13 protein-coding genes are annotated in these 13,668 nt (G+C 67.9%); 7 read left to right on the plus strand and 6 right to left on the minus strand.

Annotated features, from left to right (window positions below; genetic code table 11):
* Window positions 1-6 precede the first annotated feature (6 nt).
* From rng to pyrE, 4 genes are all read right to left on the minus strand, one after another.
* The gene (gene rng / locus ACTIGJ_RS17405; protein WP_439641594.1) at window positions 7-1,464 is read right to left on the minus strand and encodes a ribonuclease G; all 1,458 of its coding nucleotides are present in this window, start codon (window positions 1,462-1,464) and stop codon (window positions 7-9) included.
* A complete protein-coding gene (locus ACTIGJ_RS17410) occupies window positions 1,461-2,051 on the minus strand; it encodes a Maf family protein (protein WP_439641595.1) in 591 nt (196 codons plus the stop codon). Before ACTIGJ_RS17410 ends, rng begins: the two co-directional genes overlap by 4 nt.
* 85 nt (window positions 2,052-2,136) lie before the next feature.
* Entirely contained in the window at window positions 2,137-2,778 is a 642-nt protein-coding gene (locus ACTIGJ_RS17415; RefSeq protein WP_439641596.1) for a hypothetical protein, read from the minus strand.
* Window positions 2,771-3,418: an orotate phosphoribosyltransferase gene (gene pyrE / locus ACTIGJ_RS17420; protein ID WP_439641597.1), complete on the minus strand. Its 648-nt coding sequence runs from the start codon at window positions 3,416-3,418 to the stop codon at window positions 2,771-2,773. The genes ACTIGJ_RS17415 and pyrE overlap by 8 nt, the downstream gene beginning before the upstream one ends.
* Window positions 3,419-3,579: 161 nt before the next feature.
* Here pyrE and ACTIGJ_RS17425 point away from each other — a divergent pair, with 161 nt between their 5' ends.
* On the plus strand, window positions 3,580-4,353 hold the full coding sequence (locus ACTIGJ_RS17425; protein WP_439641598.1) for an exodeoxyribonuclease III: 774 nt from the start codon (window positions 3,580-3,582) through the stop codon (window positions 4,351-4,353).
* On the plus strand, window positions 4,350-5,702 hold the full coding sequence (locus ACTIGJ_RS17430) for an AmpG family muropeptide MFS transporter (protein WP_439641599.1): 1,353 nt from the start codon (window positions 4,350-4,352) through the stop codon (window positions 5,700-5,702). The genes ACTIGJ_RS17425 and ACTIGJ_RS17430 overlap by 4 nt, the downstream gene beginning before the upstream one ends.
* Window positions 5,703-5,711: 9 nt before the next feature.
* Here ACTIGJ_RS17430 and ACTIGJ_RS17435 read toward each other — a convergent pair whose 3' ends face one another.
* The gene (locus tag ACTIGJ_RS17435; RefSeq protein ID WP_439641600.1) at window positions 5,712-6,335 is read right to left on the minus strand and encodes a GNAT family N-acetyltransferase; all 624 of its coding nucleotides are present in this window, start codon (window positions 6,333-6,335) and stop codon (window positions 5,712-5,714) included.
* 155 nt (window positions 6,336-6,490) lie between these two features.
* Here ACTIGJ_RS17435 and ACTIGJ_RS17440 point away from each other — a divergent pair, with 155 nt between their 5' ends.
* From ACTIGJ_RS17440 to arsC, 4 genes are read left to right on the plus strand one after another with little or no spacing between them, the layout of a single operon-like run.
* A complete protein-coding gene (locus tag ACTIGJ_RS17440) occupies window positions 6,491-6,862 on the plus strand; it encodes an ArsR/SmtB family transcription factor (protein ID WP_439641601.1) in 372 nt (123 codons plus the stop codon).
* A 51-nt stretch (window positions 6,863-6,913) separates the two neighbouring features.
* Window positions 6,914-7,423, plus strand: coding sequence for an ArsI/CadI family heavy metal resistance metalloenzyme (locus ACTIGJ_RS17445; RefSeq protein ID WP_439641602.1), 510 nt, complete (start codon window positions 6,914-6,916; stop codon window positions 7,421-7,423).
* Between the two features lie 7 nt (window positions 7,424-7,430).
* Window positions 7,431-8,120 carry an aquaporin gene (locus tag ACTIGJ_RS17450; protein ID WP_439641603.1) on the plus strand — a complete coding sequence of 230 codons (690 nt, stop codon included), beginning with the start codon at window positions 7,431-7,433 and terminating at the stop codon, window positions 8,118-8,120.
* A complete protein-coding gene (gene arsC / locus ACTIGJ_RS17455) occupies window positions 8,117-8,563 on the plus strand; it encodes an arsenate reductase (glutaredoxin) (RefSeq protein WP_439641604.1) in 447 nt (148 codons plus the stop codon). Before ACTIGJ_RS17450 ends, arsC begins: the two co-directional genes overlap by 4 nt.
* Before the next feature lie 65 nt (window positions 8,564-8,628).
* On the opposite strand, the gene ACTIGJ_RS17460 is transcribed toward arsC, so the two are convergent.
* A complete protein-coding gene (locus ACTIGJ_RS17460) occupies window positions 8,629-10,068 on the minus strand; it encodes a mannose-1-phosphate guanylyltransferase/mannose-6-phosphate isomerase (protein WP_439641605.1) in 1,440 nt (479 codons plus the stop codon).
* A gap of 643 nt (window positions 10,069-10,711) precedes the next feature.
* Here ACTIGJ_RS17460 and ACTIGJ_RS17465 point away from each other — a divergent pair.
* The gene (locus ACTIGJ_RS17465; protein WP_439641606.1) at window positions 10,712-13,660 is read left to right on the plus strand and encodes a ribonucleoside-diphosphate reductase subunit alpha; all 2,949 of its coding nucleotides are present in this window, start codon (window positions 10,712-10,714) and stop codon (window positions 13,658-13,660) included.
* The last annotated feature ends 8 nt before the right edge of the window (window positions 13,661-13,668 follow it).

Raw genomic sequence — 13,668 nt, forward strand, 5'->3', positions numbered from 1 at the left:
GTCGGCTCACACCGGCACCACGTCGAAGGTTTCCTGACCGTAGTGCGATTCGGCCTGCAGCTTGATCGGCCGCTTCAGGCTGGCCTCCAGTTCGGCCAGGCCGCCGCTCTGCTCTTCCTGCAGCCGCTCGATGACCTTCGGGGCGGCCAGCACCAGAAACGCCTTCGGCTCGTACATGCGGGCGGCGCGCTGCACTTCGCGGGCGATCTCGTGGCACAGCGTCTCGACGGTCTTCACCACGCCGCGGCCTTCGCAGGTCGGGCACGGTTCGCAGAGGATGTGGCCGAGGCTTTCGCGGGTGCGCTTGCGGGTCATCTCGACCAAGCCAAGCGGACTGAACGGATAGATGTGGGTGCGCGCCGAATCGCGGGAGATTTCCTTTTCCAGCGTGCGCAGCACCTGGGTGCGGTGTTCCTCGAGCTTCATGTCGATGAAGTCGATGATGATGATGCCGCCGAGGTTGCGCAGGCGCAGCTGGCGGGCAATCGCGCCAGCCGCCTCGAGGTTGGTCTTGAGGATGGTTTCCTCGAGATTGCGATGGCCGGTGAAGGCGCCGGTGTTGACGTCGATGGTGGTCATGGCCTCGGTCTGGTCGATCACCAGATGACCGCCCGACTTCAGATCGACCTTGCGTTCCAGCGCCCGGTTCAATTCGTCCTCGACGCCGTACAGGTCGAAGATCGGCGCATGGCCGTTGTAGGCCTCGATGCGTGCCGCCGCCTGTGGCACGAAGACCTTGGCGAACTGCTGCACGCGGCGCGCTTCCTCGGCGTTGTCGATGCGGATCCGTTCGACCTGGGTGCCGAGCAGGTCGCGCAGCACGCGCATCGACAGCGGCAGGTCGCCGTGCACCAGGTGACCGGGCTTGGCGAATGCGGTCTGCTGGTCGACGCTGACCCAGAGCCGGGTCAGGAAGGCCAGATCGGCGCGCAGCGATTCCTCGTCGGCGCTTTCGGCCGCCGTGCGGGCGATGACGCCCCAGTTCGGCGACAGCTCCGGCACGATCTTTTCGAGAATGCCTTTCAGCCGCACGCGTTCGTGATCGTCCTCGATGCGCGCCGACACGCCGACGTGCTTCTCGAACGGCATCAGCACCAGATAGCGCGACGGGATCGACAGCAGGGTGGTCAGCCGTGCGCCCTTGGTGCCCATCGGGTCCTTGAGGATCTGCACCAGCACTTCCTTGCCTTCGTGCAGCAGCCGCTCCACCGGCGGCAGCGGCGCGCCGTTCTGGTCGGCACCGACCATGTCGGCCACGTGCAGGAAGGCGGTGCGATCGAGGCCGAGGTCGACGAACGCCGCCTGCATGCCGGGCAGCACCCGCACCACCGTACCCTTGTAGATGTTGCCGACCAGGCCGTGGCGCTGGGCGCGCTGCACGTAGATTTCCTGCGTCGCGCCGCCTTCAACGAGCGCCACGCGGGTTTCCTGCGGGCCGATGTTGACCAGGATCTCGGTGCTCATGGCTGTACCGGGCGGTCGGCGTAAACGCCGAAGCGGGCCAGCAGCTCGGCGGTTTCCAGCAGCGGCAGGCCGACGATATTGGTGTAGCTGCCGTGCACCGCACGCACCCAGCGCGCGGCGTAGCCCTGGATGCCGTAGGCGCCGGCCTTGTCGAGCGGCTCGCCGCTGTCGGCATAGGCGCGGGCGTCGCGTTCGTCGATCGGCCCGAAGACCACGTCGGTGTGGGTCACCACCGTTTCCAGCCGGCTGCCGTGCAGCACCGCCACCGCGCTGACCACCTGGTGCCGGCGATCGGCCAACCGGCGCAGCATCGTCACCGCGTCGTCGGCATCGCGCGGCTTGCCGAGAATGTCGCCGTCGATGGCGACATCGGTGTCGGCCGCCAGCACCGGAATGTCCAGTCGGGCGTGGACGGCCGCCGCGCGCGCCTTGGCAATGGCAGTCTCCAGCGCGTAATCGGCCGGCGCCTGGCCGGGGCGCGGCACTTCGGGCACCTCGCCGTCGATCCGTTCATGGCGCAGCCCGAGCGCTGACAGGAAGTCAGCGCGGCGCGGCGAGCGCGAAGCAAGGTAGAGCTGGACCGCCATGGACCGTCATCAAAAACAAGGGAATGGCCGGCATTGTCGGCGATTCCGGCCGCAGCTGGAACCGGGGCCCGGAGGCCGTCGCGCCTCAGCCGCCGCTGCCCTGGCGCAGCTCCCGGAAGCGGCCGATGTCGCGATCGAAATCGCCGTGGATGCGGGCCCGCTCGTCGTGCAGCCGGCTCAGCGCCTTGCGCTGATCGGCCTCGGCGGCGGTGAACTCGTCGATGCGTGCCTGCAGCTGCGCGCCGTGGGCCGGCGAGGCCGGCTGGCGGCCACGCAGCTCGGCGAGCGCGGCGCGGGTGTCGGCGATCGCCTTCTCGGTCAGCTGCCGGCGAGCGTCGAGCGCGGCCAGACGCTCGTCGCGCGCCCGCTCGATGGCCGGCACATCGCGGTAGGCCTGCAGCAGGTAGCGGTCATAGGCCTGGCGCTGCTCGTCCTCGCGGGCGCGCTTGGCTTCGGCCTCGACCTGGGCCGGCGATTTCTGCGCCGGCAGCACCTGGGTGACGACGCCGCGCGGATCGATCAGCGCCCGCTCGCGACGGGCATCGGCAGGCGGCACGACATCGCCGCAGGCACGCTGGCCGCGATCATCGGTCCAGCACTGCACCGGCGCCTTGCGCCCCGGCGATACGGGCCGGGATTGGGCATCGACCACCAGCGGCAGCGCCAGCCCCAGCAGCAGGGCCGCGCCGCCGAAGCCGCGCCGCCGCCAGCGCAGCCCTTCAGGCAACGCCGTAGCGCCGCTGGTAGTCGGTGATTGCCGACACGATGTCCGTCCGTCCGCCCTGTTCATGCAGGTAGCCGAGCAAGTCCTGGACCGTGACCAGCGAGATCACCGGAAGGCCCGTCTTTTCAACCAGTTCGGCCACCGCCGAACGGCCGTTGGCGCCGACTTCCTGACGATCCAGGGCGGTGATGGCCAAAACCGGGTGCGCACCTGACGCAATCAGCAATTCGTGCGACTGGCGCAGCGCAGTGCCGGCGGTCAGCACGTCGTCGATCACCACCACGCGGGCGCCCTTGACGTCGGCACCGACCAGCACGCCGCCCTCGCCGTGGTCCTTGGCTTCCTTGCGGTTGTAGGCGAACGGCAGGTCGCGGCCGGTCAGTTCGGCAAACGCGATGCTGACCGCCGCCGCCAGCGGAATGCCCTTGTAGGCCGGGCCGAACAGCAGGTCGAACGCCACGCCATGGGCGATCAGCGCCTCGGCGTAGGCGCGGCCGAGCGCCCGCAGCGCTGCGCCGGAGGAAATCCGGCCGAGGTTGAAGAAGTACGGACTGACGCGGCCGGATTTCAGCGTGAAGCTGCCGAACTTCAGCACTTCGGCTTGCAGGGCGAGGTCGAGGAAGGTGGTCTGATACGGCTTCATGCGGATCGGATTCGGTCGGGCGGGCGGAGGCGGTCGGGCCATCGGCAGGACGGGGCCGGTGACGGCCGGGCGCGGCGATTTTCGCACACGGGCCGGAAGCCTCCGCAGCCGGCTGCGCTAGCATTCGCTGCTCCCCGATCCCGTCCGCCGCCCGTCGCCCCATGCGCATCGTCTCGATCAATACCAACGGCATCCGCTCGGCGGCCAAGAAGGGTTTCTTCGACTGGCTGGCCACCGTCGATGCCGACTACGTCTGCGTGCAGGAAACCAAGGCGCAGATCGAGGACCTGGGCGAGGCGCTGTTCCATCCGGCCGGCTATTCGTCGCACTTCCGCAGTGCGGTCAAGAAGGGCTATTCGGGCGTCGCGGTATACGCGCGGCAGGCGCCGGACGCCGTGCTCGACAGCCTTGGCGAGCCGGAATTCGACGACGAGGGCCGCTACCTGGAAGTGCGCCAGGGCAATCTGTCGGTGGTGTCGCTGTACCTGCCGTCCGGCTCCTCGGGGCCGGAACGCCAGGAATCGAAGGACCGCTTCCTGGCCTTCTTCCTGCCGCGCCTGCGCGAGTGGAAAGCCAGCGGCCGCGACTACGTGATATGCGGCGACTGGAACATCGCCCACCGCAACATCGATATCAAGAACTGGCGCTCGAACCAGAAGAACTCCGGCTTCCTGCCCCACGAGCGCGCCTGGCTCGACGCGCTGTTCGGCGAGGTCGGTTTCGTCGACGGCTTCCGCCACCGGCATCCGACGCTGGAAGGCGAGGCCTACAGCTGGTGGTCGAACCGCGGCAATGCCTACGCCAACAACGTCGGCTGGCGCATCGACTACCAGGTGGTGACGCCGTCGATGGCGGCGCGAATCACCGATGCCCATGTCTACAAGGGCGTGAAGTTCTCGGATCACGCGCCGGTGGTGCTGGACTACGCGCCGTGACCGCAGCGGCTGGCGGCTGGCGCGCCCGGCTCGGCGCCTATGCCGACCCGAAGATGCAGGCGATGCTGGCACTCGGCTTTTCGTCCGGGCTGCCGTTCCTGCTGGTGTTCTCCACGCTGTCGGCCTGGCTGACCCAGGCCGGGGTCAAGCGGGCGACGATCGGCTTCTTTTCCTGGTGCGGGCTGGCGTTCTCGTTCAAGTATCTGTGGTCGCCGCTGGTCGATCGCCTGCCGCTGCCGCTGCTCGGCCGCCTCGGCCGGCGGCGCAGCTGGATGTTGCTGTCGCAACTCGCCGTGGTGCTGGCACTGATCCAGATGGCGCTCGCCGATCCGGCCCAGGACGTGGTCCACGTCGCCGTGCTGGCGATCCTGCTGGCGTTCGCGGCCGCGACCCAGGACATCGCCCTCGATGCCTGGCGCATCGAATCGACGCCGGCCGACCGCGCCGGCCCGCTGACCGGCGCCTTCCAGATCGGCTATCGCATCGCGTTGATCGCCGCCGGTGCCGGTGCATTGTTCGCGGCGGCCGAGTTCGGCTGGCGCAGCGCCTACCTGCTGATGGCAGCACTGATGGCCACCGGCCTGATCACCACCTGCCTGATCACCGAGCCGACCGCCGATCCGCGCCGCGGCTTCGCGCATGAAGCCCGGGTCACGGCCTTCCTGCACGAGCGGTCCGGCTGGCCGCGCTGGCTGCGCGAGTCCGGCGCCTGGTTCATCGGCGCGGTGGTCTGCCCGTTCCTGGACCTGTTCCGGCGCCTGCATCCGGGCCACGGCGTGCTGGTGCTGGCCTTCATCGTCGTCTATCGGCTGTCGGACTTCACGATGGGCGTGATGGCCAACAACTTCTATCTGTCGCTCGGCTTCACCCTGAAGGAAATCGCCAGCATCTCGAAGATCTTCGGCGTGCTGGTGACGATGGCCGGCGTCGCCGTTGCCGGCGGCCTGATCGCCCGCTGGGGCGTAGGCCGGACGCTGACCGTCGGCGTGGTCACGGTGAGCCTGGCGAACCTGTATTTCTCGTGGATCGCCTCGCATCCGCCGGATCTCGCCGGGCTGGCCGTTGCGATCGCCTTCGACAACATCGGCGTCGGCATTGCCGGCACCGCGTTCGTCGTCTACCTGTCGGCGCTGCCGAGCCCGGCCTACACCGCCACCCAGTACGCGCTGCTCGGCATGTTCTGGTCGGCGCCATGCAAGTGGCTGGCCGGCTATTCCGGCGCGATCATCGAAGCGATTGGCTTCCCGCTGTTCTTCTGCTACACGGCGGCGCTCGGCCTGCCGGCGATCGTGCTGTCGATGATCCTGAGCCGCAAGCCGGCGCTGCGCGAGACCCCGGCTGCCGGCTGAAGCCGGCGTTCAGGCCTCGACCGGCGTGGCCGTCATCACGTCATGCAGCAGACGGGCGAAGCGCACCGAGGTGCCGTCGTTCTGCGGCACCTCGCGCGGCGCGGCGTAGACCGGCAGTTCGAGGCTGGCGACGTTCGCTTCGCTGCCGGTCACCCGGGCACCGATCGAGCGCAGGTAGCGCAGGAACTTCGAGTTCTCCCACAGCACGTCGTAGTAGAACGTGTGGATGCCGTGGCGTGACGCGGTCAGGTGCAGGCAGGCGTGCAGCAGCGTGCCGGCGCCGTGGTTCTGGTAGGCGTCGATGATGGTCAGCGCCACTTCGGCCACGCCCGGCCGCTCCGGAATCGCCACATAGCGGGCCACGCCGATGCCGGTCGGCTCCGGTCCCTTCAGGTCCAGCGCGCCCCAGGCCTCGTGCTGGCGATGATCGGGCTCGGTCATGAACTTGAGCTGCTTCGGGCTCAGCTCCGACGCCTGCGAGAAAAAACGCAGGTGCCGCGATTCCGCCGACAGCTGCGCGAAGCCGCGCACGAAGTACGGCAGGTCGCTGGGCCGCACCGGACGCACCAGCGCCCGCGTTTCATGCTTGAGCATGAAATGGAACGCCGGCGGCGGCAGCGGTGGAGCGGGCATGCCGCACTGTACCGAGGCCGGGCGATCACGCGCTGTGGCGCGGCTGGCGGGGGTACCAACGGCAGCCGCAGTGGCGGCGGTGGTGGCGGATTGGCACATCGGCGACGGCGGGCAACCGCTTGCTCAAGTTTCCATATTTCGATTATTGTCGAAACATGGAAATTAAGGATGCCGTGACAACGCTGGCCGCCATGGCCCAGGAAACCCGGCTGGCGGTGTTCCGCACGCTGGTGGTGGCTGGCCCGGACGGCTTGTCGGCAGGGCGGATCGCCGATGCGCTGGGCGTGGCACCGGCGACGCTGTCGTTCCATCTCAAGGAACTCGACCGCGCCGGGCTGGTGATCCCGCGCCAGGACGGCCGTTACGTGATCTACGCCGCCAACTTCGCGCGCATGGGCGCGCTGCTGGCCTTCCTGACCGAGAACTGCTGCCGAGGCGACAGCGCCGGCTGTACGCCAGCGAATGCCGACACCGGCGCCGCTGCCGACGCAGCCGGCTGCTGCCCGACGCCCGATTCCTGCTGCTGACCGCTGCACCTGCTGTCTTCCTGACTGCCTGCCCATCCCCGGAGTACTGAAATGAATCGCTTCCACGTCCATGTTTCGGTGAAGGACCTCGATGAAAGTATCGGCTTCTATTCCAAGCTGTTCGGCAGCGCACCGACGGTGAGCCAGCCGGGCTACGCGAAATGGATGCTCGACGACCCGCGGATCAATTTCGCGATCTCGCACCAGCAGTGCGGCAGCACGATCGGCATCAACCATCTGGGATTGCAGGTCGACTCCGACGAGGAACTGGCCGCGCTCGAAACGCGCTTCGCGGCAGCGGGCCTCGCGGGCGTCGCCGAACACGGCGCCACCTGCTGCTATGCGCGCTCCGACAAGACCTGGCTGCAGGACCCGCAGGGCATCGCCTGGGAGAATTTCCACACGCTCGGCAGCGTGCCGATGTTCGGCGGCACCGGGCCGGATCTGCTGCGCCAGGGCGGCAGCTGCACGCCGTCGGCCGAAGTGGGCGCAGCGACGACGGCCGCACCGGCCGCGCGCAGCAGCTGCGGGCCGAAGGCGGCACCGAACTGCTTCGGCTGAGTCCGACGTGGTGTGCAGCCCAGCAGCGGCACGGGCCGTGATCGCCGAAGCGCTGGGCAGCGCCCTGCTGCTGGCGGTGGTGGTCGGCTCCGGGATCATGGCCGAGCGGCTGAGCGGCGGGAACCAGGCGCTGGCGCTGCTGGCCAACAGCCTCGCCACCGGCTGCGGCCTGCTGGTGCTGATCGTGATCTTCGGGCCGCTGTCCGGCGCGCACTTCAATCCGGCGGTGTCGGCGCTGTGCTGGCTGCGCGGCGAGCTGCCGGCACGCCGGTTCGCGGCCTATCTGCCGGCGCAGCTTGCAGGCGCGGTGGCCGGCGTGGCGCTGGCCCACGCGATGTTCGCGCTGCCGCTGCTGCAGACCGGCCAGCAGCTCCGCCACGGCACCGGGCTGTGGATCGCCGAGACGGTGGCGACCTTCGGCCTGGTGCTGACGCTGCTCGGCAGCCGCGCCAGTCGCCCGCAGTGGACACCGCTGCTGATCGCGGCCTACATCACCGGCGCGTACTGGTTCACCGCATCGACCAGCTTCGCCAACCCGGCCGTCACCCTCGCGCGCAGCCTGACCGACAGCTTCGCCGGCATCGCGCCCGCCGATGTCGGCGGCTTCGTCATCGCCCAGCTGCTGGGCGCCACACTCGGCGGCCTGGCCGGCGGCTGGCTGTGGCCTTCCCCTCGTCCCGACCTGGTTCCGACATGAGCATCACCATCCTGCACAACCCCGCCTGCGGCACCTCGCGCAACACGCTGGCGATGATCCGCAACGCCGGCCTCGAGCCGACCGTCATCGAATACCTGAAGACGCCGCCGGACCGCGCGACGCTGGTCGACCTGTTCGCCCGCAGCGGCCAGCCGGTGCGTAGCTTCCTGCGCGAGAAGGGCACGCCGTACGCCACGCTGGGGCTCGACGATCCGGGTCTCAGTGATGCCCAGCTGATCGACGCGATGCTCGCCGACCCGATCCTGATCAACCGGCCGATCGTGTCGACGCCGCTCGGCGTGGCGCTGTGCCGGCCGTCGGAAAAGGTGCTAGACCTGCTGACCGCCGCGCAGCGCGGTGCCTTCAGCAAGGAAGATGGCGAAGCGGTGATCGATGCCGAGGGCCGTCGCATCACCACGGCGGGCCTGAAGAACCGCAGATAAAAAACGCCGGGTGGCGCACCTCGCATCGAGGTGCGCCACCCGGCGTCGAGCCTGCCCGCAGGCGGTTACGGCATGCCGGCCGGCACCGGCGTGCGGCCGTAGACGTCCTCGAAGCGGACGATGTCGTCCTCGCCGAGGTAGCTGCCGGACTGCACTTCGATCAGCTCCAGCGGCACCTTGCCCGGGTTTTCCAGACGGTGCGTGTGGCCGAGCGGGATATAGGTCGACTCGTCTTCGCCGAGCAGGAACACCTTCTCGCCGTTGGTGACCCGGGCGGTACCGTTGACGACCACCCAGTGCTCGGCGCGGTGGTGGTGCATCTGCAGGCTGAGCTTTTCGCCCGGCTTGACCATGATCCGCTTGACCTGGAAGCGGTCGGACAGCGAGATCGTTTCGTACCAGCCCCAAGGCCGGTAGACGCGCGGCCGCGCCAGCGCCTCGGTGCGCTTGGCCGCCTTCAGGCGCTGCACGACCTTCTTGACGTCCTGCAGGCGGTCCCGCGAGGCGACCAGGATCGCGTCGACGGTTTCGACCACCACGGTGTCCTTCAGGCCCAGCACGGTGACCAGGCGATGGGTGCCGTGCACCAGCGTGCCGTCGCAGTCTTCGACCATGACATCGCCGCGGGCCACGTTGCCGCGCGCATCGACCTGCGGCAGCTTGGCCAGGAAGTTCCAGGAGCCGACGTCGTCCCAGCCGGCATCGAGCACGACCAGCGCCGCCTTGTCGGTCTTTTCCATCACCGCGTAGTCGATCGACTCGTTGCGGGCATTGCCGAACGACGGGCCGTGCAGGCGCACGAAGTCGGCGTCGCGCTGGCCGTTGGCGAGCGAGCTAACGCAGGCGTCGTACATCTCCGGCTCCAGGCGCTGCACTTCGGCCAGGAAGACGTCGGCGCGGAACAGGAACATGCCGCCGTTCCAGTAGTAGCCGCCGACCTCGAGGAATTCCTTGGCCTTGGCCAGCGGCGGCTTCTCGACGAACTCGGCGATCAGGCGGGCGCCGTCGACCGGCAGCGGCGTGCCGGCCTTGATGTAGCCGAAGCCGGTTTCCGGGTGCGTCGGCTGGATGCCGAAGCTGACGATGTGGCCGGCCTTGGCGGCTTCGACGGCGATCGCCGAAGCCTTCGCGAACGCGGCCTCGTCAGGAATCGTGTGATCGGCGGCCATCACGAACAGCACCGTTTCCGGGCCGTACAGCTCGGCAGCCAGCAGCGCGGCGCAGGTGGTGGCCGGACCGGTGTTGCGGCCTTCCGGCTCCAGCAGCACCTTGGCGCCGGTCATGTTCACGGCGCGCAGCTGCTCGGCGACGATGAAACGGTGCGATTCGGCGCAGATCGCCAGCGGCGGCGCCACGTTGGCGAGCGTCTGGGTGCGCAGCGCGGTGTTCTGCAACAGGCTGTGCGCGTTGGTCAGCGCGAGGAACTGCTTCGGGTACTGCTCACGCGACAGTGGCCAGAGGCGCGAGCCGGCACCACCGGCAAGAAGGACAGGCAGCAGCGTCATGGGAACGATTCCTGGGATACGGGGCAAACCGGAGGAAGGATATGCAACTTGTCTAATGCTTATCGGGGGTTGGGCCAGCAAGTTTATGACCGGCTGGCGCTATTTTGCGAAGCGGTGCCGGCCGGGGGCTAGTAGTCATAATTCATTGCCGGCAGGGTTTCCGGCACGGGGTCACAAACGGAAGCCTCGATCAGACCTGCGGCGGTTTACCGCCGCCTAGTTCGAGTACGAGGCAAATCCCGCGCCATTCTCGATCCGGCCGATGGCAGCCGCATGTCGAACCTGAACCGCTCCGGCGCCCGCCCGCCGCGGCCGGCCTCGCCGGGGCTGATAGTTTGCACCGCCGCCAGCGACCGTTCGTCGGCTTCGCTGCGCCGACTTGGGGCGCGGCCGCGCCGGCAGCGGCGGATCCGGCCCCGCAGCGCGGCCGTTGCGGCTTGCGATAAGCCCAATCAGGACGGCGGCTTAAGTGGCTTGTCCACAGCCTGTCCACCGCCGGTGCCAATGGCTGTGCACAGCTTTGGACACACCATGTTGGGGTTGACCGAAGTTTGAACCCCTATATATTGGGTAAACCAATAATTGGCGGGTCGCAAAGACCCACCGCCGCAGCCGCCCTTCTTCCCGGGGAGAATCCGAACTCATGCAGACCCAGAACGTTTCCGCGACGCCGACGCGCGCGCCCAACCCCAACGCCGGCAACGAAAAAATCGCACCGGCCGCCAGCGCCGCCGAACTGGCCGCGACCGCTCCGGGCGCGATCAAGGTGATCCGCCGCAACGGCAAGGTCACCAACTTCGACGCCAACAAGATCGCCATCGCGCTGACCAAGGCGTTCCTCGCGGTCGAGGGCGGCCAGGCGGCCGCCAGCGCCCGGGTGCGCGATCGGGTCAACGAACTGACCGCTTCCGTGGTCGCCGCGCTGACCCGTCACCTGTCCAGCGGCGGCACCCTGCATATTGAAGATATCCAGGATCAGGTCGAACTCGGCCTGATGCGTGCCGGCGAGCACAAGGTGGCCCGCGACTACGTGCTGTATCGCGAAGAGCGGGCGCGCGCGCGCGCTGCCGAGACCGCCGCCCGTTCGGTGCAGATCGAGACGCCGGCGCTCCACGTGAAGATGGACGATGGCCGCCTGCTGCCGCTCGACCAGGCGCGCCTGCAGCGCGTGGTGACGGAAGCCTGCGCCGGCCTGAGCGGCGTCGACGCCAGCGAGGTGCTGGGCTCGGCGCTGCGCGATCTCTACGACGGCATTGCCGAAGCCGAGCTGAGTCAGGCGCTGACCCTGGCCGCCCGCGCCCGCATCGAGAAGGAGCCGAACTACACCTACGTGTCGGCCCGCCTGCTGTGCGACGCGATGCGCCACGAGGCACTGAGCTTCCTCGGCATGACCGAGACGCGGCCAACCTTCGAGGACATGAAGGCGATCTACGCCGACTACTTCCGCGAATTCATCCACAAGGCGTCCGAGCTGGAGCTGGTGGATTCCAAGCTGTGCCTGTTCGATCTGGACCAGCTCGGCCGCGCGCTGCTGCCGGAGCGTGACGCCAAGTTCGACTACCTGGGCCTGCAGACGCTGTACGACCGCTACTTCATCCACAGCAACAAGACCCGCTTCGAGCTGCCGCAGGCGTTCTTCATGCGCGTGGCGATGGGCCTGGCGATGAACGAGATCGACCGCGAAGCCCGCGCGATCGAGTTCTACACGCTGATGTCGTCGTTCGACTTCATGTCGTCGACGCCGACGCTGTTCAACTCCGGCACGCTGCGTCCGCAGCTGTCGAGCTGCTACCTCACCCAGGTGCCGGACGATCTGCACGGCATCTTCAACGCCATCCACGACAACGCGATGCTGTCGAAGTTTGCCGGCGGCCTCGGCAATGACTGGACGCCGGTGCGCGGCATGGGCGGCTGGATCAAGGGCACCAACGGCAAGTCCAACGGCGTGGTGCCGTTCCTGAAGGTGGCCAACGACACGGCGGTCGCCGTGAACCAGGGCGGCAAACGCAAGGGCGCAGTCTGCGCGTACCTGGAAACCTGGCATCGCGACATCGAGGAATTCCTCGACCTGCGCAAGAACACCGGCGACGACCGTCGCCGTACCCATGACATGAACACCGCGAACTGGGTACCGGACCTGTTCCTGAAGCGGGTCATGGAAGAAGGCCAGTGGACGCTGTTCAGCCCGGAAGAAACGCCGGACCTGCACGAGCTGTACGGCCTGCCGTTCGAAAAGCGCTACGCCGAATACGAAGCGCTGGCCGACCAGGGCCGGATCAAGAACTTCAAGCGCATTCCGGCACTGAACCTGTGGCGCAAGATGCTCTCGATGCTGTTCGAGACCGGCCACCCGTGGATCACCTTCAAGGACCCGTGCAACCTGCGCAGCCCGCAGCAGCATGTCGGCGTCGTGCACAGCTCCAACCTGTGCACCGAAATCACGCTGAACACCAAGGCCAACCAGGAAATCGCGGTCTGCAACCTCGGCTCGGTGAACCTGCCGGCGCACATCGTCGACGGCAAGCTCGATGTCGAGAAGCTGCAGCGGACGATCACCACCGCGATGCGGATGCTCGACAACGTCATCGAGTACAACTACTACTCGGTGGCCACCGCGCGGAACTCCAACCTGCGCCACCGCCCGGTGGGTCTCGGCGTGATGGGCTTCAACGACGCGCTGTTCAAGCTGCGCCTGCCGTACGAGTCCGCAGAGGCGATCGAGTTTGCCGACCGCTCGATGGAAGCGATCGCCTACTACGCGATCAAGGCCTCGGCCGATCTGGCCGTCGAGCGCGGCGCCTACGCCAGCTTCAAGGGCTCGCTGTGGGATCAGGGCATCCTGCCGCTGGACTCGATCAAGCTGCTCGCCGACGCCCGTGGCCAGTACCTGCGGCAGGACGTGCAGGAGTCCGGCCAGTTCGACTGGAACGGCCTGCGGCTGCAGATCAAGACGACCGGTATCCGCAACTCGAACACCATGGCCATCGCGCCGACCGCCACCATCGCCAACATCACCGGCGTGTCGCAGTCGATCGAGCCGGTCTACCAGAACCTGTACGTCAAATCGAACCTGTCGGGCGATTTCACGGTGGTCAACGAGTACCTCGCCAACGAGCTGAAGGCGCTGGATCTCTGGGACGAAGTGATGGTCCACGACCTCAAGTACTTCGACGGCAGCGTGCAGAAGATCGACCGCATTCCGGCCGACATCAAGGCGATCTACAAGACCGCGTTCGAGATCGACCCGAAGGTGCTGGTCGATGCCGGCAGCCGCCGCCAGAAGTGGATCGACCAGGCGCAGAGCCTGAACCTGTACATGGCCGCACCGAGCGGCAAGAAGCTGGACGAGCTGTACCGCCACGCCTGGCTGAGCGGCCTGAAGACCACGTACTACCTGCGCACCCTGGGCGCGACGCACGCCGAGAAGACCACCATCCAGGACGGCCGCCTGAATCAGGTCGGCAAGACCGCCGCCGCGCCGGCCGCAGGTGCTGCCGCAGCAGCGAAGCCGGCCTCGATGGCGGCGGCCAGCGAACCGGTGGCGCCGAAGGTCTGCTCGATCCTCGACCCGGACTGCGAGGCGTGCCAGTAAGGACGGCC

Origin of the sequence: Nevskia sp. (genome assembly GCF_051860985.1) — a bacterium.
Classification (GTDB): domain Bacteria; phylum Pseudomonadota; class Gammaproteobacteria; order Nevskiales; family Nevskiaceae; genus Nevskia.